A 16,736-nucleotide genomic window follows, 5' to 3' on the forward strand; every position below is an offset into this window, starting at 1 on the left:
CACCTCTCTCACCGTGCACATCGGCCAGCAACGTTTTTGTATTTTGAAAACGAGGTTAGCCATGTCTACATCATCATCTTTCATCCAGGGCCAATTGAGCCCCGACGTTACCCAGCCTTTGCCGGGGTCCCATAAAGCCTATCTCAGCGGTAGCCGAGCCGATATCCAGGTGCCGGTGCGCCAGGTGCTGGCCAGCGACGGCAGTGGCCAGGTACTGGTGAGTCTCTACGACAGCTCAGGCCCCTTCACCGACACGCCGGTGGATATTCGCGTTGGCCTGGCGCCGCTGCGCGACAGCTGGATAACCGAACGGGGTGACACCGAGCCTTTGGCAGGGGTGAGTTCCGACTTTGCCCGGCAGATGGCCGAAGAGACCGCCACCATGCCGCGCTTTGCAAGCCGCCGGGCGCTACGTAGAGCCAAGGCCGGCAAACGGGTAACCCAGCTGCACTATGCCCGTGCCGGTATCATCACCCCCGAGATGGAATACATCGCCATCCGCGAGAACATCGGCCTGGAACAAGCCAGAACCGAGCAGCGCCACCCGGGCCAGGATTTCGGTGCCACCATCCCGAACGCCATTACCCCCGAGTTTGTGCGTCGGGAAGTGGCCGAGGGCCGGGCCATCATCCCCGCCAACATCAACCACCCGGAAGCCGAGCCGATGGTCATTGGCCGCAACTTCCGGGTGAAGGTGAACGCCAACATCGGCAACTCATCTGTCTCCAGCGGCGTCGACGAGGAAGTGGAGAAGCTCATTTGGGCCACCCGCTGGGGCGCCGACACGGTGATGGATCTGTCTACCGGCCGTAACATCCACCATATCCGCGAGTGGATAGTGCGTAACTCGCCGGTGCCCATCGGCACTGTGCCCATCTACCAGGCGCTAGAGAAAACCAAAGGCATTGCCGAGGACCTGACCTGGGAGCTGTTCCGCGACACCCTGATTGAACAGGCCGAGCAAGGGGTGGACTACTTCACCATTCACGCCGGGGTGCGGCTGGCCTTTGTGCCGCTGACCGTGGACAGGGTTACCGGCATCGTCTCCCGTGGCGGCGCCATCATGGCCAAGTGGTGCCTGGCCCATCACCAAGAGAGTTTCCTCTACGAGCATTTTCGGGAGATCTGCGAGATCTGCGCCGCCTATGACGTGTCGCTGTCTTTGGGCGATGGCCTGCGCCCCGGCTCCATAGCCGACGCCAACGACGAAGCCCAGTTCGCCGAGCTGCGCACCCTGGGTGAACTCACCAAAATAGCCTGGGAATACGATGTGCAGGTGATGATTGAAGGCCCGGGCCATGTGCCGATGCAGCTCATCAAGGAAAACATGGATGAGCAGCTCAAGCATTGCCACGGCGCCCCCTTCTACACCCTGGGGCCACTGACCACCGACATCGCCCCCGGCTATGACCACATCACCTCCGGCATTGGCGCGGCGCTGATCGGCTGGTTTGGCTGCGCCATGCTCTGTTACGTGACCCCCAAGGAGCACCTGGGCCTGCCCAACAAGGACGATGTTAAAGAAGGCCTTATCGCCTACCGCATTGCCGCCCACGCGGCGGACTTGGCCAAAGGTCACCCGGCGGCCCAGGCCTGGGACAACGCCCTGTCCCGCGCCCGCTTTGAATTTCGCTGGGAAGACCAGTTCAACCTGGGGCTGGACCCGGTGCGGGCCCGGGAGTACCACGACGAAACCATTCCCAGCCCGGCCGGCAAGGTGGCCCATTTTTGTTCCATGTGCGGGCCCAAGTTCTGCTCCATGAAACTAAGCCAGGAGCTGTCGGCCAACCGCGACGGCCTCAAGGCCCAGGCGCAGCGCTTTAAAGAGCAAGGGGCACAGATTTATGTCAACCAGGACTGAGGTCCATATCCGCGGCTTTGGTCTGATGGGGCGTCTGCTGTGCTGGCGCCTTAACAAGGCCGGAGTCAGCGTCAGTTGGAGCGACCCCAGCCCAGAGCGCGCCGCCGGCTGGGTGGCCGCTGCCATGCTGGCCCCCAAGGCCGAAGCGGTGCTCAGCAGCCCGGCTATTTTTGCCATGGGCAATGCCGCCCTGCCCCTGTGGCAGGCCTGGCTTAGCGAGCTTGGCGATATTCAGCACGGCTTTACCGGCACCCTGGTGGTAAGCCACCCCCAAGACCAGGGGCTGATGGTGGATTTCAGCCGCCGCACCGAATGCGAGCCTTGCCAGGCGGGGGCTTTGGAGCCGGCCCTGGCGGGCCGCTTTGGGCGCGGCCTGTGGCTAAGCGGCGAAGGTTATCTCGATAACAGCGCCCTGATGCATCGCCTTGGCGAGCTGGGCTCGGGCTACCGAGGCAGCGACGAGGCCGCCATCATCGTTGATTGCACCGGCGCTGGCAGCCAGCAGCCCGGCCTTCGCGTCGTGCGCGGCGAAGTGGCCAGGCTCCATGCCCCCGAGGTGACCCTCACCCGGCCGGTGCGGCTGCTGCACCCCCGTTACCCTCTTTATATCGTGCCGCGCCCTGATGGCCGGTACGTGGTGGGAGCCACCGAGATTGAAAGCCGCGACGACAGCCCGGTGTCGGTGCAGTCGGCGCTGGAGCTGCTGTCTGCCGCCCACAGCCTGCACCCCGGCTTTGCCGAGGCGCGCATCGAGGCATTACAGGTGGGGCTTCGCCCCGCCTTTATGGACAACGAGCCAAAGCTGTCTTGGCAAGGTAACCGGCTCAGCATCAACGGCCTTTACCGGCACGGTTTTATGATTGGCCCTGTGCTTGCCGAGCGGGCGGTCAGCGACATCACCACACGCTTGGGAGGCCAGCATGTTCATTGAGCTTAACGGCAAGCGCCTGCTGGTAACGGGCACCCAGCCTCTGGAACGGCTACTGGAGAATCACCCGGCCAAGCCGCCCTATGCGGTGGCGGTGAACGGCCGCTTTGTGCCCAAAGGCCAATACGCGGCGCTTTATATAAAGGAGGGAGACCGCATCGAGGTGCTGTCTCCCATGGAGGGCGGCTGATGCACCTTTATGATGTGGCCCTTGGCAGCCGCTTCTGGCTGGGCACCGCCGGTTACCCTTCGCCGCAGCTATTGCTGGAGGCGGTCAAGGCCGCCAAGCCGGGCTTGATCACTTGCAGCCTGCGCCGCCAGGGCCAGGGCGGGGGCGATTTCTGGGCCTTTTTGCAGGCGCTCGGTATTCCGCTGCTGCCCAATACCGCCGGTTGTCGCAGCGTGGATGAAGCGGTGAACCTGGCCTTTATGGCCAGGGAGCTCTTTGCCACCAACTGGTTAAAGCTGGAGATCACCGGCGACGACTACAACCTGCAACCGGACCCCTTCGCCTTGGTGGACGCCACCCGCGAGCTCACCCGCGAGGGCTTTCAAATCTTCCCTTATATGACCAGCGATTTGGTGCTGGCCAAAAAGCTGCTGGATGCTGGCGCCCAGGTGCTGATGCCCTGGGGCGCACCCATCGGCTCAGGCCAGGGGCTTAGCGACATCCAAAGCCTCAAGACCCTGCGCCAGCGGCTGCCGAAAGTCCCCATGGTGATTGACGCCGGCATAGGCCGCCCCTCCCATGCCTGTGCGGCTATGGAGCTGGGCTTTGATGCGGTGCTGGCCAATACCGCCGTGGCCCAGGCCGGTGACCCCATCGCCATGGCTGGCGCCATGGCCCAGGCGGTGCAGGCTGGGCGGGCCGGTTTTCTGGCTGGCCCCATCAGCGCCCGGGAACTGGCCCAGGCCAGCACCCCTGTGGTGGGCACGCCTTTTTGGCATAAGGAGGAGTCATGACCTTCTTATATAAAGACGCGTTGCAATTGGGGCCGGAACAGGATGTGCTGCACCTTGGCGAGCGGCAGCTGACCTTAAGGCACGGCAAGGGGGATTTACCCCTGGCACCGGTCAGCCTGGATGACTGGCTGGCGCAGCGGGGGGGCGATGCGCAACTGCCGCAGCTCACCGGCGAAGCGCCAAACCAGCCCTTTGCGCCCTGCCCATCGCGGCTGGGTTTTTATGGGGTGGTGCCCAGCAGCGACTGGCTAAAACGGCTCTTGGATCTGGGCGTTAAAACCCTGCAGCTGCGTTTTAAAGGAGAGGCCTCTGAGGCGGAGCGCCAGGTGGCCCAGGCAGTAAAAGCTGCCCAGGGTTATCGAGCCCGGCTATTTATCAATGACCATTGGCAGGCCGCCTTGCACCATGGCGCTTATGGCGTGCACCTGGGCCAGGAAGACTTGCTGAGTGCCGACTTGGAAAGGCTCAGCCTGAGCGGCATTCGCTTGGGCCTCAGTAGCCACGGGCTTTTTGAGCAGGCCAGAGCCTTGTCGCTCAGGCCTTCCTATATTGCCTTTGGCGCCATCTTTGCCACCCCCACCAAGGCCATGCCCACCGCCCCCCAGGGGCTGGCGCGGCTTAAGGCCTTTTGCCAGCGCGCCGCTAACACGCCAACGGTCGCCATCGGCGGTATTGACTTCACTAACGCCGAAGCGGTGCTGGCGCAAGGGCCAGGTAGCCTGGCGGTCGTCAGAGCGGTAACCGAAAGCGCCCACCTTGATGCTGACGTTCGCCGCTGGCTCGCGCTCTGTGGAGGCTGACATGCGCCATCACCGCCAACAGCTGCTTTGGGGCAGCGAAGGCCAGGCAAGGCTTGGTGCCAGCACAGTGGCCATTGTTGGCCTCGGCGGCCTGGGTAGCCCGGCGGCCCTTTACCTGGCTGGCGCCGGGGTGGGCCGTTTGCGGCTTATCGATGCCGACAAGGTGGAGCTCAGTAACCTGCACCGGCAAATTCTTTATAAAAGCAGCCACGTCGGCCGGGCCAAGGCCGAAATGGCCCGTCGCCAGCTAGAGGCGCTTGATCCCCAGTGCCAGGTGGAAGAATGCTCTTCCTATATAAAGGAGGAGAACATCGCCCCGCTCTTGGCAGGCGCCGACCTGGTGCTGGACTGCGCCGATAACCTCGCCACCAAGCAACTGTTGAACCGCTGGTGTGTTGGCCAAAACCTACCGCTGGTGATCGCCATTGCCAACCGCTGGCAATACCGGGTGCAACTGGTACGCGGCGGGCCCTGCCTTGCCTGCCTGTACGGCGAGGCCGAGCAAGGGGCCGGTAGCTGCGATGCCCTGGGGGTAGCCGGGCCACTACTGGGCATGGCCGGCAGCTTTCAGGGGCTACTGGCCATACAGCAGCTGCTGGGCATGGCGCCAGCTCAAGACCGGCTGCACCTTTTTGATGGGGAAACCCTCGCCTGGAACAGCTGGCAGCTAAGCCGCGACCCAGCCTGCCCGGTTTGCAGCCAATAAAAAAGCCCGGCCATGCCGGGCTTTTTCGTCTCAAACAGCTTAGTCGAGCAACTTGAGGGAGTTGCGCACCATGCGGCCCAGGGCTTTTAGCATCAGGTCAAACACGCCGCGAATAAAAGCGGCGGTGAGGTTGATAACCACGCCAGCCACTTTGCCGGCAAAAACCAGCATGTGGCCAATAAGACCCTTGGCCTGGGCGGCCAGTTTGGTGCCGGCCTGGGCTATTTTCTCGATGGTCTGAGCCAGGATGTCGTACACGGTAAAGCTGGTGGCCAGGGCCATTTGGGCTGCCACCGCCGCGTAGTAACCGGCGTCTTTGAGCAGGGTGATCAGCGCCGCGCCAATCTTGTCGGCCCAGTAGCTGGTGAAAGAGGCATTGAGCCGCTTGTCGAAATCCAGGCGCACCGGGGTATTCATAAAGCGCTCGGAGTTCTGGTGCAGCTCATCCCAACCACCTTTACTGGCGGTGTTCACATAACCGGGGGAGCCGTCGTAGCCCATGGAGTGGGCGGCCATGCTAAAGCCCTGGGAGCCGTCGAGGCGATACTCGGTGCCGCCAGCGGGAATGTGCTGGAAGGGCCACAAAGGCACCTTGGGCACTACGTCGGCACCGTGGGTGCAGCGGTAGATCCGGTCGATATTGGCGGTGGCGCTGCGGGCAAAGCCAGCCTGCCCCACCCTTGGGCAACCGAAGGTGTAGAGGTAGGCGGGCCGGCCATAATTGATGGCTACCCAATCGGCGGCCAGGGTCGCCAGGGCGCCGCCGAGGCTGTGGCCGACGCAGTGCACGGCGCCACGGCCGGGGTTGGCATCGAGGTAGGCTTTCAGGCCGGGCTTGATAGAATCGAAGGTGCGCACAAAGCCAAAGTGGGCGGCAGAGCCGTTGTCGGCAGAGGCCATACCGAAGTTGGCGTCGGTCAGGGCATCCACCACGTTTTTCATGTTGGTGCCGCGCATGGCGATAACGTGGTCGCCTTCGAACTCCGCCTTACCCTTACCGACCAGCGAAAACCCCAGGGTTTTACGAAACAGGGCAAAACCGGATTTACCGGTCAGGGCCTCTGATTCCAGATCGAAGATCCGGCGAATATCGGCAGAAGGCGCGAAGTTGTAGCGGCCATTGGCGCTGCGGTTTTCGGCTGAGTAAGTCAGCAAGGCCAGTTGCGAGGCCACTTTCGGTGAAATAAAGCTCATAACAAATCCCTTTGACGTTGATACAGGTTAGTTATCCTTCCATCTGCATATCGAGACGGCAGTAAAAGGCATGGCTGAAAACTGCGCGTCATGAAAATCGAAATACTCTTCGGCATTGTCCAGGTCACATTCCAGGAAATGCAGTTTTTCTTTCACGACATCAACCGGCCGAATGGTGGGAATACTCATAAACCAAAGCAGGTATTTTTTACCGCTGTATTCCACTTCCAGATTTTGGCTACGCACCACCGTGGTCATTTCGGAGGGCTTTTTGTCTTCAATTTCCTTTTCCGGGAAGCTGAATTTACCCTGGCTGTCGGTAATGGCAGTGTCGACATAGGGCTGCTTGAACTGGTTGCTGTCCAGGGTGCGGGTGACCTCCACGTGGCCCACCGGTTTGCCGTGGAGAGTGATCACGCCGTTGATCTCGGGAGAAAGGTGATAGCTGGCTTTTTTACCGAAGAAAAGCATGGCGTTAGGCGCTCCCGACCAAAGTAAGGCAATACAGACCAGCACCAGGGTAACCAGTGCAGACAGCAGCTTGGGGGTAATTAAGAGGTGTCTCATGAAATGGCATAATCCGTTAGTCTTTCGTATAGCATCCGTGCGACGTGCCAAAAGATTATACAAGGCCATTGCATAACGCAATCTTCCGCCGGTTTTGCCGGTAAAAATAGGCATTGGTAAATTCAATACAAAAACCTTTGCCAAAGGCGAATATAAAAATAATGTCGTTATAGGTAGAGATTAAATTGATAAAAAGAAAATACAACATCTTTTAATTAATAAACGGCCACAAACAATTTAATTAAAAATAAATCGACATACCCTGCCGGTAAAAGCGCTCTTATCAATGCCTTGGAAATGCTATGATTTCCCTTTGCGGGCAATCAGTTACCAACTTGATAGGGAGCGTCAGATGCTCAAAAGACACCAACCCCTGGCCAATATCAGGGTGAAAACCCTCTGGCTGTTCTGCGGGGTACTGTTTGTGGTGTTTTTCCTGATGAGTTGGAGCAGCTACCGGGTTGCCCAGCGCTCCATTAGCCAGCAGATTGAGCACAACTCCCTGCCGCTCACCAGTGACAACGTCTACTCGCAGATCCAGCGTGACCTGGTGCAACCCACCTTTGTGGCGGCCCTGATGGCCCACGACACCTTTGTACGCGACTGGGCCATGCAAGCCACACCCAGCGCCGCCCCCATGCAGCGCTACCTGGCGGAGATAGACCAGCGCTTTGACACCATCATCGCCTTTTTTGTCAGAGACGCCGACCGCCGCCTCTATCTGCCCGATGCCGCCGACCACATCATCGACGCCACCAGCCATCGCTACGACTGGTACGAAAAGGTCAAAGCCCTGCCCGAGAACAAGCCTTATCTGGTCACTGTGGGTATGGACCCAGAGCGAAAGGGGCAGATGGACATCTTTATCGACCACAAAGTCTACGACTACCAGCACCGCTTTATCGGCGTGACCGGGGTGGGGCTTTCGGTCGAACAGGTGCATCAGCTCATCGCACGTTATGAGCAGCGCTACCAGCGCCGCATTTATTTTGTGGACCGCCAAGGCAAGGTGGTGCTCAGCGGCCAGCGCTTTGAGGGAGAAGACAGCCTGCAAAGCATGCCGGGAATGACCACTATCGCCGCTCAGCTGTTGTCTGCCCCTTCAGGCAGCTACCACTTTGAGAGCGGCGGCCACAAAACCTATGTCAATGCCCGGCTGGTGCCGGAATTTGACTGGTACCTGGTGGTGGAGGAACATCAGGCCGCCTCGCTGCAAGCGGTGTTTAAAACCTTCCTTATCAACGTGGCCATTGCTGGCCTTATCACCCTGATGGTGCTGGGCATCAGCCTGGCGACCCAGGGGCGCTACCAGCGCAAACTGGCGGCCCAAGCCTCGGTGGACCCGTTAACCCTGGCCCTTAACAGGCGCAGCGGCCAGGAGCTGCACCGCCTGATGCTGGACGAGTGCAACCAGCAAAGCCAGCCGCTGTCGGTAGTGGTGCTGGACGTTGACCACTTCAAGCAAGTGAACGACCGATATGGCCATGAGGCCGGTGACACCGTGCTCAAAGACATGGTGCAGGAGATAAAGCAGTATGTGCGCGAGTCGGACGCCATCTGCCGTTGGGGCGGGGAAGAGTTTCTGGTGCTGCTAAGCGGCTGTGACCTGGAGCAGGCCCAATCCCTGGCTGAGCGGGTCCGTACCGGCATGAGCGAGCACCGCTTTACCTTCAAGGGCCAGGTTTTTTACATCACCCTCAGTGGTGGGGTCGCCCAAAACGGCCCCAAAGAGCCTTTGGAAGAGGTGGTGAAACGGGCCGACGCCGCTCTCTACCTTGCCAAGGAAAATGGCCGCAACCAGATCCGAACCGGCGCGGCCTGAGTCGGGGCCAGCTTACTTTTCACCTTCTTTGATCATCTTCATCAACCGAGCAAAATGCGCCTTGGGGTTGAAGTACAGGGTGACCAGCTCGCCGTCTTCTGAGGTGGCGGTGAGGCGGTCACACATGATGGGCCCCGACACCAGCGCCTGATCCTTGGGCTGCAACTGCATCAGGTAGAGGGTGTTGTATTCCTCGGCCACGGAAATGGTCTCAAGGGCGGTCGCCGGGGTTTTGCCGTTACCGGACGCCATCACCGAATCCAGCAGCCCTTTGGTCCAGGCAAAGTGCGCCTTGGACTGAGCGCCCTGCCCCAGCTTATCCAGGGCGATGGCGGTAAAGAACTGCACCCGCATATCCACCGGGCATTGAGGCAACCAGTTTTGCCCCAAGGTGGCGGCCTGTTGCCATTGCTTGTCCATCATGGCCTCGTCCATGGCTTTGACCGGGTTGCCCTGCTCGCAGCGGGCGATGTACTGGTCGCTCCACCCCAGTTGTTTGCGCATCCCATCATAATCGGCTGGGGCTGCCCAATCGGTGACCAGCGGCGTCAAAGGCTCCGCCTTGGCCACGGGCGCCGCCGGTTTGCTGGTGGTCGCGCAGCCACTTAACAGCGCCGCAAGGGCAAGGCCAATCAGGGGCTTTTTCATCATCGATTCCTGTCCGGGTAGCGCAGCCTGTTATCCGCCAAGGCCACTGTTAGCTTTATTTACTACCGCGATGCCAGAATTTTGGCCAGCAAAAAGACAAGGACGCACTGTTTGCACCATTAAAAATAAAAAGCCCGAAGATTCGGGCTTGGGGGTTATTACTGGCTTGGCGGTAAATCTTCCAGCACGCAGTTGGGTTCACTGAGGCTATCGGCGGTGAAGGTGAGGGTGCATTTTTGCAAAAACGCATCGGCGCGGCGCAGGCTGATATCCAAGGTGTAACTCAGGGTATTGCCGTTAATGGCCGCATCGCTGATCGCGTTATAAGAGACGTCGCTGCGCAGATCAAAAGGGCTGTTGTCTCGCGCCTTGTATACACACAGCTCTTTGGATACCAGGGTCTTGCCGGCTTTTTGCAGGCTGACCACCGGGCAGGGGAAATCAAACTCCGGGTCGAACTGCTGGTAGATAAAGGTGCTGTCGCCCACCTTGGCGTTCAAGGTGCTGGTGGCTTCCATGTCGTAGCCGCCTTGCTCGGCGGTATTGGCCTGGCAGCCGGCAACCAGGCTGGCACCAAAGGCAAAGGAGAAGAGCGCGCGCGAAAAGGGTGACATTTACTTTTTTCCGTCCTTGTCTTTAATGGCGTCGGCGAAATTGGAGCGACGGGTAAAACGGTCTCCCGGCACACCAGACCAATTGCTTTGGTCCTGAATAACGTCCTTGAATTTCACATACTCGCCGTCCGCAACAAACTTTTGGATAAGGCGCCGAGTGGCTGGAGTGTAATCACCCCGATAGCGTAAATCTACCAGCAGGTCGATGACCGTTTGCGGCGTTTTATCCCAATCTACCGTACCGTAATGCTTTACCTGCGATGCCCCGGCGCTGATACGTTTCACATCGTCCAGCATAAACTGGTAGGTCTTTTTAAAGAGGGATAATTGCTGGGGCGCAGTTATCTCGAAATCCAGTAAATCATTGGAATAGACAAACTGCTCTGCCGTTTTCCCTTTTTTGGTGGCGGCCTTGCCAATCAGGTTGGCTTTTACCGTATCAATGCCAGCCGTGGTGAGATCGCTGACGATAGTAGCCGTGGTTTTATCGCGCATATCGTAACCCCGGCCAATGGTTAACCCGGAGCTGGCCGAGGGCACGTGAAATACCCGGCTGTGGTAGTAGCCGCCTTCGTTGCCTTCGGCGTCCCAGGTCAGGGCGCCTTCGGTGGGCTTGGTGATGGCGGCCACGCTAAAGCCGGCCTTGAGATAGGCGACCATCTGCTTGAAGGTGCCGGCATTGGCCGAGACCAGGCTGTCGGGCTTGGCCATTTTTACCACTTTGGTTTGAAAGACGGCGATAAGGGTCAGGCAGGCATCGTCAACCGTTTCATTCATTGCCAGCTCGGTTAACTTGTTGCGCCGGGCGTAGGCATTGAGCAGCGATTTGATCATCAACACGTCGAGGCCATTATTTTTGCCCCGCGTACCCACCGAGCCTGACATAAAGAGCGCGATCATGGTTTTCCTCCCTGAAAACGTATTGGCATGAACTGGCATAGTGCCAGCTTCGCGCCAAGATGAACGCAACAGCAACCCTGCTTAAAAAACATACTTTGCCTATCGCTAATCCCCTACCGACCGCGAGGCACAAAAAAGCCCGGCCTAAGCCGGGCTTTTACATAAGGCGAGGCCTTACAGGGGTTTGAGGATCTGGCTCAGGTAATCCTTGGCGCCTTTGATGCGCTCAAGGTGCGGGTACTTGAGGCCGCCGTGGTAATCAATCTTGATGGTCTGGTACTTGTCGAAGTCTTTGACCAACAGCTCGATGGGGGCTTTGTCCTTGGTGGCGGCGGTTACCGCGTCTTTGAGCACGTCACCGCTGAACTGGGTGCCGTTTACCGCCACTATGGTCATGCTCGGCGCCAGGCCGGCATTAAAGGCCGGGCTGTCCCACAGCACGTCGCGCATGGTGCCTTCGTTGCTGACCATAAAGCCCAGGGAGTAGGTAAAGTCGGTGGCCTTGTAGCGGCCTTCGATACCTTTAACGGCGTCTGACGGCTTGTCGTTATATACCAGCTGCCAGCCTTGGTCGTTCAGGGACTTGGACAGGTTCACGTGGCCTTTGAGGCGGTCGTTGAGGAAGCTGGTCCAGTCAAACTTCTCGATACCGTTCAAGGTATTAACCACGTCTTCGAAGCTGTAGGTGTTGATGTCCCAGGCGCCGGGGTGCACGCCAAAGAAAGCCTTGGCGAAGTCGTTCAGGGATTTCTTGTTGCCGCTGAGGTTACGCAGTTTGGCGTCTACCGCGTACCAAATCAGCTGGCCACCCTGGTAGTAGTCTTCGCTCATCTGGTAGCTGCGATACGCCAGAGGCGCGCGCTGGGCGATGGTGGGATCGTTGGTGGTATCCCAGATATTGCGCCACTGCATGCCGGGGCGGCCTTTGTCATAAGTGGCGCCCAGCAGGGCCAGCATGTCCATGGCGTTGTCGTGGCTCCAAAGACCGGAGCGCTCGGCCACGATATAGCCCCAGAACTGGGTCTGGCCTTCATAGACCCACAGGCCATGGTCACGTTTCACCTGGTTGTAGGTGGGGGTCCACAGCTGCTCGGGGCGGCGATACTTACCGTCCCAGGAGTGGTTGAATTCGTGGGCCAAGAGGTCGCGGCCCAGCCAGGATTTGTCCCACTCGGTGAAGTAGTTTTCCTTGGCGCTGTTTTCGCTGGAGCGGTGGTGCTCCAGGCCGATGCCGCCGAGTTTGTCGGTCAGGGCCAGCAGGAAGTCATAGTGGTTGTAGTGGTGAGCGCCGTACAGCTTGTACATCTGTTGTACCAGCTCGCGGTGGGCCTTGAGGGCTTCGGGGCTCACTTCCAAGTCTTTGGCGTTGTCGGCAAAGACGTTCAGGTGCACCGGCGTCTTGGCACCGGGGTTCAGATCGATGCGCTTATAGTGCTCACCGGCGAACATCGGCGAGTCCACCAGGTTTTCAAAGTCGATGGCTTTAAAGGCGTAGGTGTCGCCCTTGTGGCTCTCGTTCTCAAGGGCGGTGGCGTAATGCCAGCCCTTGGGCAGGGTCACCGACGGCTCAACCTGGATCTGACGGGTGTAATGGCCGGCCGGGTACAGGGACATGGCGTTCCATTGCAGGTTCAGCATTTCCGGGGTCATCACCACCCGGCCCTGGGCAGGGTTTTGGGGCGACAGGAACTTGAAGCTGGCTTTCACTTCGGTCACGCCCTGGGGTACCGCCACGTGGAAGGCATACACGTTACCTGCGTCGCGCTCCCAGGTCAGGGTTTTGCCGTTGGCGCTGAACTCGATACCCGCCACCTTGTCGATGGGGCCGGTGGGAGAGTGGTTGCCGGGGATCCAGGCCGGGTACAGCAGGGTCAGATCGCCACTGGCGCTGACCGGGATGGTTTCGTTGATTTGGAAAATGCGGTGGCCGATATCGGTGGCATCAACGTGGATCTTCAGGGTGCCGGGGTAGGCTTTATCAACAGGGGCAGGTACATCGGCGTGGGCCGGCAGCGCCAAACCCATCAGGGCGCTGATCACAGCAGCCGCTACAGCAGTATTTTTCAAAGGAAACTCCCATCTTTGTGTTTTTGGGCGTTACAACGCCACTTTGATTGGGCCGCATCTGCCCTTAAGAGAAGGCGCCAAGCGCTGGGCAAAAACCACATCAGATACGGCTAATGCGACCATACACGTTCAGACCACGGGGCGCTTTAACACTTTTCCCGTTTATCGTGCCAAAGTGGCGCTTGGCCGCGACGCCTGAGTATCTATTCGGTAAGAGCTGATCACAGTCACAAAAAAGCCGGCGGGCGCCGGCTTGTGGTTTAGCTTGCTTTGGCCAGTTGCGGCCGCACCCCAAGGGTGTGGCAGATGGCATAGCTCTGCTCGGCGCGGTTAAGGGTGTAGAAGTGAAACTCTTTCACCCCTTCCTTGCGCAATACCCGTACCTGATCGATAGCGATAGACGCCCCTACCAAAGAGCGGGTGGTAGGGTCGTTTTCCAGGCCGTCAAAGCGCTGGGCCAGCCAGTTGGGTACCGCCACGTTGGTCAGCCCGGCAAAGCGTTTCAGGGTTTCGAAGTTACTGACCGGCAGAATGCCGGGCACGATTTCCACGTCGATACCGGCGCTGACGCAGCGGTCACGAAAACGCAGGTAGCTTTCCACGTCGAAGAAGAACTGGGTGATGGCGCGGTTGGCACCGGCTTCCACTTTTTTCTTCAGCGCCAGCAGATCGGCCTGGGCGCTTTTGGCCTCGGGGTGCACTTCCGGGTAGGCGGCAACGGAGATATCAAAATCCCCTTCTTCACGCAGAATGCGCACCAGATCGGAGGCGTAGTAGTTGGTGTACTGGCGGCCCGGCTGTTTGTCACCGCGCAGCGCCACGATATGGCGGATACCGCTTTGCCAGTAATCACGGGCAATTTGGCGAAGCTCGGCTTCCGGGGTGTCGATGCAGGTCAGGTGCGGCGCCGCGGTCAGGCCGGTGCGCTCACGAATGTGTTTGATGACGTTATGGGTGCGAACCCGGCCTTCTTCGGTGTGGCCGTAAGTCACTGACACAAAGCGCGGCGCCAGCGGCGCCAGGCGATCCAGGGCTTCCCACAGGCTGGCCTCGGCCTTTTCAGTGCCGGGGGGGAAGAACTCGAAGGACACCTGAATGTCGTTTTTGAGTTCGCCGACGCTCTGGTTCAGCAGTTCCAGGTGTTGTGCGTGGGACAGTGACATGGTGGCTCCTTCGGGTTCGCTTATCAGCCATTTATATGTTTAGACGTCTAAATGGCCATGTTAGACGTTTAGACGGCTAAAGCAAGCGCAAATTACAAAAAGCGCTAAAAAAGTCGCCAATCACCCCTGCCGCGTCACGAAAAAGCCCGCCAAAAGGCGGGCTTTACCAGGGGAGCCTTAGCCTCAGGCGGTTTGCTCACGCAGCTGCTTGGCAGCGTCCACCATGTTTTTAAGGGCCGGGCGCACCTCTTCCCAGCGGCGGGTCTTGAGGCCGCAATCGGGGTTCACCCAGATCCGCTCGGCCGGAATGTAGGCCTCGGCGCGCTGGATAAGCTTGGCCATCTCGTCCACCGACGGAATACGGGGGCTGTGGATGTCGTACACGCCAGGGCCAATCTCGTTGGGGTAGGCGTATTCGCGGAACACATCCAGCAGCTCGTTGGCACTGCGGGAAGTCTCGATGGTGATCACGTCAGCATCCAGGGCGGCAATGGCATCGATGATGGCGTTGAACTCCGAATAGCACATGTGGGTGTGAATTTGGGTGTCGTCCGCCACCCCGGCCGCCGACAGGCGAAACGCCTCCACCGCCCAGTCGAAATAGGCGCTTTGCTCGGCCAATTTCAGCGGCAGCAGCTCGCGAAAGGCCGGCTCGTCGATTTGAATCACCTTGATACCGGCTTGCTCCAGGTCCACTACTTCATCGCGCAGCGCCAGGGCAATTTGCTGGGCGATGGTCTTGAGCTCGATATCGTCGCGGGGGAAGGACCAACCGAGGATGGTCACCGGGCCGGTGAGCATGCCTTTGACCGGCTTGTCGGTCAGGGTCTGGGCAAAGGCGGCCCACTCGACCGTCATGGCTTGGGCGCGGCTGACATCCCCGAAGATGATGGGCGGCTTGACGCAGCGCGAGCCATAGCTTTGCACCCAGCCAAAGCGGGTGAAGGCAAAGCCGCCCAGCAGCTCACCGAAGTACTCCACCATGTCGTTACGCTCGGCTTCGCCGTGTACCAGCACGTCCAAGCCCAGGGCTTCTTGCTCGCGAATAACCGCTTCAATCTCCTTGGAGATGGCCTCGCGGTATTGCGGCTCACTCAGGCGCCCGGCCCGCCAGTCGCGGCGCAGGCCACGGATGGTGGGGGTCTGGGGGAAAGAACCGATGGTGGTGGTGGGGTAGGCAGGCAATTTGAGGTATTCGCGCTGCTTGGCGATACGGTCACTAAAGGCGCTGTGGCGCTGGCTGTCATTACCGGTAATGGCGGCAACCCGCTTGGCAACGGCGTCGCTGTGGATGCGCTTGGAAGACTTACGGGCGGCAGCGGCAGCGTCAGAGGCGGCCAGGGCGTCGCTGATGGCGCCCTCCCCTTCGTTAAGGGCCTTGGCAATCAGCTGCACTTCTTCGACTTTTTGCACCCCGAAGGCCAGCCAGGATTTCAGCTCGTCATCCAGCTGATCTTCCTGGGCCAAGTCTACGGGGCTGTGCAGCAAGGAGCAGCTTGGCGCCACCCACAGTTGGTTGCCACGGCGCTCGCCAATGGCCTTGAGGCTGCCAACGGCGGCGCGAAGGTCGGTGCGCCAGACGTTACGGCCATTGACGATCCCCACCGACAGCACTTTGTCCTCAGGCCAGGCATTGTCTACCACAGCCAGTTGGGCGCGGCCGGCCACGGCGTCGATATGCAGCCCCGCCACCGGCAGGCTGGTGGCCAGGGCCAGGTTATTGCCAAGGGTGCCGAAGTAGCTGGCCAGCAGGATTTTCACTGGCGCTTCGCTCAGGGCCTGGTAGGCGGTTTGCAGCGCTTGTTGCCAGTCGCTTGAGAGGTCGGTGACCAGCAGCGGCTCGTCAATCTGCACCCATTCGATGCCTTCGGCGGCCAGCTTGTCCAGCCACTGGCTGTAGGCGTTGATGAGCTTGGGCAGGTGGCTCAGGCGCTGGTCTGCCCCTTCGCGCTGCTTGGACAGGTACAAAAAGGTGACAGGCCCCACCAGCACCGGCTTGACCTTGTGGCCAGCAGCGCGGGCTTCGCGGATTTGTGCCAGCTGCTCGTCGACATTGAGGCTGAACTGCTGGTCGTCGGCCAGCTCCGGCACCAGGTAGTGGTAGTTGGTGTTGAACCACTTGGTCATCTCCAGGGCCGGTACGTCCTGGCCACCGGGGGCGCGGCCACGGGCCTGGCGGAAGTAGGTGGTGATGGCCGGCTCATCGGCCTTGAAGCGCTCGGGCACGGCGCCCAGGCGCACGGCGGTGTCCAGCACATGGTCATAGAGGGTGAAGTCACCGGCGGGAACGAAGTCCAGGCCTTGCTGCACGCCCCAGTTGTAATGGCGTACCTGGGCGGCGAGATCGCGCAGCTCACCTTCGCTGCTGTCACCAGACCAGTAGGCCTCGAGGGCAAATTTGAGTTCGCGGCGGCGGCCGACGCGTGGAAAACCGAGAGAGTGGGTAAGAGCCATGATTGTCTTCCTTGGATTTCTGGATGTTTAGATCTATGGATGTTTAGCC

Annotated in this window: 15 protein-coding genes; 7 read left to right on the plus strand and 8 right to left on the minus strand. The window is 59.8% G+C overall.

Annotation, left to right across the window (positions count from 1 at the left end; translation table 11 throughout):
* Positions 1-61: 61 nt before the first annotated feature.
* The 6 genes from thiC to AC22G1_RS18175 all read left to right on the plus strand — a co-directional run bounded on the left by thiC (position 62) and on the right by AC22G1_RS18175 (position 5,258).
* A complete protein-coding gene (gene thiC / locus AC22G1_RS18150) occupies positions 62-1,861 on the plus strand; it encodes a phosphomethylpyrimidine synthase ThiC (RefSeq protein WP_487314595.1) in 1,800 nt (599 codons plus the stop codon).
* Positions 1,845-2,792, plus strand: coding sequence for an FAD-dependent oxidoreductase (locus tag AC22G1_RS18155; RefSeq protein WP_487314596.1), 948 nt, complete (start codon positions 1,845-1,847; stop codon positions 2,790-2,792). The genes thiC and AC22G1_RS18155 overlap by 17 nt, the downstream gene beginning before the upstream one ends.
* Positions 2,782-2,979: a sulfur carrier protein ThiS gene (gene thiS, locus AC22G1_RS18160; RefSeq protein ID WP_487314597.1), complete on the plus strand. Its 198-nt coding sequence runs from the start codon at positions 2,782-2,784 to the stop codon at positions 2,977-2,979. The genes AC22G1_RS18155 and thiS overlap by 11 nt, the downstream gene beginning before the upstream one ends.
* Complete coding sequence (locus AC22G1_RS18165; protein WP_487314598.1) at positions 2,979-3,752, plus strand: thiazole synthase; 774 nt, start codon at positions 2,979-2,981, stop codon at positions 3,750-3,752. Before thiS ends, AC22G1_RS18165 begins: the two co-directional genes overlap by 1 nt.
* 155 nt (positions 3,753-3,907) lie before the next feature.
* Positions 3,908-4,552 (plus strand): thiamine phosphate synthase, encoded by a 645-nt coding sequence (gene thiE / locus AC22G1_RS18170; protein WP_487316750.1) that lies wholly within the window; start codon positions 3,908-3,910, stop codon positions 4,550-4,552.
* Between the two features lies 1 nt (position 4,553).
* Positions 4,554-5,258, plus strand: coding sequence for a HesA/MoeB/ThiF family protein (locus AC22G1_RS18175; RefSeq protein WP_487314599.1), 705 nt, complete (start codon positions 4,554-4,556; stop codon positions 5,256-5,258).
* A gap of 39 nt (positions 5,259-5,297) precedes the next feature.
* Here the strand turns inward: AC22G1_RS18175 and AC22G1_RS18180 are convergent, their stop codons facing one another.
* Positions 5,298-6,452, minus strand: coding sequence for a lipase family protein (locus tag AC22G1_RS18180; RefSeq protein WP_123422675.1), 1,155 nt, complete (start codon positions 6,450-6,452; stop codon positions 5,298-5,300).
* Positions 6,453-6,479: 27 nt separating this feature from the next.
* Positions 6,480-7,019 (minus strand): DUF6795 domain-containing protein, encoded by a 540-nt coding sequence (locus AC22G1_RS18185; RefSeq protein ID WP_487314600.1) that lies wholly within the window; start codon positions 7,017-7,019, stop codon positions 6,480-6,482.
* Positions 7,020-7,371: 352 nt separating this feature from the next.
* On the opposite strand from AC22G1_RS18185, the gene AC22G1_RS18190 reads away from it, so the two are divergent.
* Positions 7,372-8,841: a sensor domain-containing diguanylate cyclase gene (locus AC22G1_RS18190; protein WP_487314601.1), complete on the plus strand. Its 1,470-nt coding sequence runs from the start codon at positions 7,372-7,374 to the stop codon at positions 8,839-8,841.
* A gap of 12 nt (positions 8,842-8,853) precedes the next feature.
* On the opposite strand, the gene AC22G1_RS18195 is transcribed toward AC22G1_RS18190, so the two are convergent.
* From AC22G1_RS18195 to metE, 6 genes are all read right to left on the minus strand, one after another.
* On the minus strand, positions 8,854-9,489 hold the full coding sequence (locus AC22G1_RS18195; RefSeq protein ID WP_487314602.1) for a DUF4919 domain-containing protein: 636 nt from the start codon (positions 9,487-9,489) through the stop codon (positions 8,854-8,856).
* Positions 9,490-9,647: 158 nt separating this feature from the next.
* Positions 9,648-10,103 carry a hypothetical protein gene (locus AC22G1_RS18200; RefSeq protein WP_487314603.1) on the minus strand — a complete coding sequence of 152 codons (456 nt, stop codon included), beginning with the start codon at positions 10,101-10,103 and terminating at the stop codon, positions 9,648-9,650.
* Positions 10,104-11,003: a DUF8812 domain-containing protein gene (locus AC22G1_RS18205; protein ID WP_487314604.1), complete on the minus strand. Its 900-nt coding sequence runs from the start codon at positions 11,001-11,003 to the stop codon at positions 10,104-10,106.
* Between the two features lie 174 nt (positions 11,004-11,177).
* On the minus strand, positions 11,178-13,070 hold the full coding sequence (locus AC22G1_RS18210; RefSeq protein ID WP_487314605.1) for a M61 family metallopeptidase: 1,893 nt from the start codon (positions 13,068-13,070) through the stop codon (positions 11,178-11,180).
* Positions 13,071-13,330: 260 nt separating this feature from the next.
* The gene (gene metF / locus AC22G1_RS18215) at positions 13,331-14,233 is read right to left on the minus strand and encodes a methylenetetrahydrofolate reductase (RefSeq protein WP_487314606.1); all 903 of its coding nucleotides are present in this window, start codon (positions 14,231-14,233) and stop codon (positions 13,331-13,333) included.
* Positions 14,234-14,416: 183 nt separating this feature from the next.
* Complete coding sequence (gene metE, locus AC22G1_RS18220; protein ID WP_487314607.1) at positions 14,417-16,687, minus strand: 5-methyltetrahydropteroyltriglutamate--homocysteine S-methyltransferase; 2,271 nt, start codon at positions 16,685-16,687, stop codon at positions 14,417-14,419.
* Between the last annotated feature and the right edge of the window lie 49 nt (positions 16,688-16,736).

The organism is Gallaecimonas zhanjiangensis, assembly GCF_057624825.1.

Bases quoted from the DNA above. Each gene is read 5' to 3' on its own strand.
- thiC (WP_487314595.1), top strand. From the start codon at position 62: ATGTCTACATCATCATCTTTCATCCAGGGCCAATTGAGCCCCGACGTT.
- AC22G1_RS18190 (WP_487314601.1), top strand. From the start codon at position 7,372: ATGCTCAAAAGACACCAACCCCTGGCCAATATCAGGGTGAAAACCCTC.
- AC22G1_RS18205 (WP_487314604.1), bottom strand. From the start codon at position 11,003: ATGATCGCGCTCTTTATGTCAGGCTCGGTGGGTACGCGGGGCAAAAAT.
- AC22G1_RS18200 (WP_487314603.1), bottom strand. From the start codon at position 10,103: ATGTCACCCTTTTCGCGCGCGCTCTTCTCCTTTGCCTTTGGTGCCAGC.
- AC22G1_RS18180 (WP_123422675.1), bottom strand. From the start codon at position 6,452: ATGAGCTTTATTTCACCGAAAGTGGCCTCGCAACTGGCCTTGCTGACT.
- thiS (WP_487314597.1), top strand. From the start codon at position 2,782: ATGTTCATTGAGCTTAACGGCAAGCGCCTGCTGGTAACGGGCACCCAG.
- metE (WP_487314607.1), bottom strand. From the start codon at position 16,687: ATGGCTCTTACCCACTCTCTCGGTTTTCCACGCGTCGGCCGCCGCCGC.
- metF (WP_487314606.1), bottom strand. From the start codon at position 14,233: ATGTCACTGTCCCACGCACAACACCTGGAACTGCTGAACCAGAGCGTC.
- AC22G1_RS18185 (WP_487314600.1), bottom strand. From the start codon at position 7,019: ATGAGACACCTCTTAATTACCCCCAAGCTGCTGTCTGCACTGGTTACC.
- AC22G1_RS18155 (WP_487314596.1), top strand. From the start codon at position 1,845: ATGTCAACCAGGACTGAGGTCCATATCCGCGGCTTTGGTCTGATGGGG.
- AC22G1_RS18195 (WP_487314602.1), bottom strand. From the start codon at position 9,489: ATGAAAAAGCCCCTGATTGGCCTTGCCCTTGCGGCGCTGTTAAGTGGC.
- AC22G1_RS18175 (WP_487314599.1), top strand. From the start codon at position 4,554: ATGCGCCATCACCGCCAACAGCTGCTTTGGGGCAGCGAAGGCCAGGCA.
- AC22G1_RS18165 (WP_487314598.1), top strand. From the start codon at position 2,979: ATGCACCTTTATGATGTGGCCCTTGGCAGCCGCTTCTGGCTGGGCACC.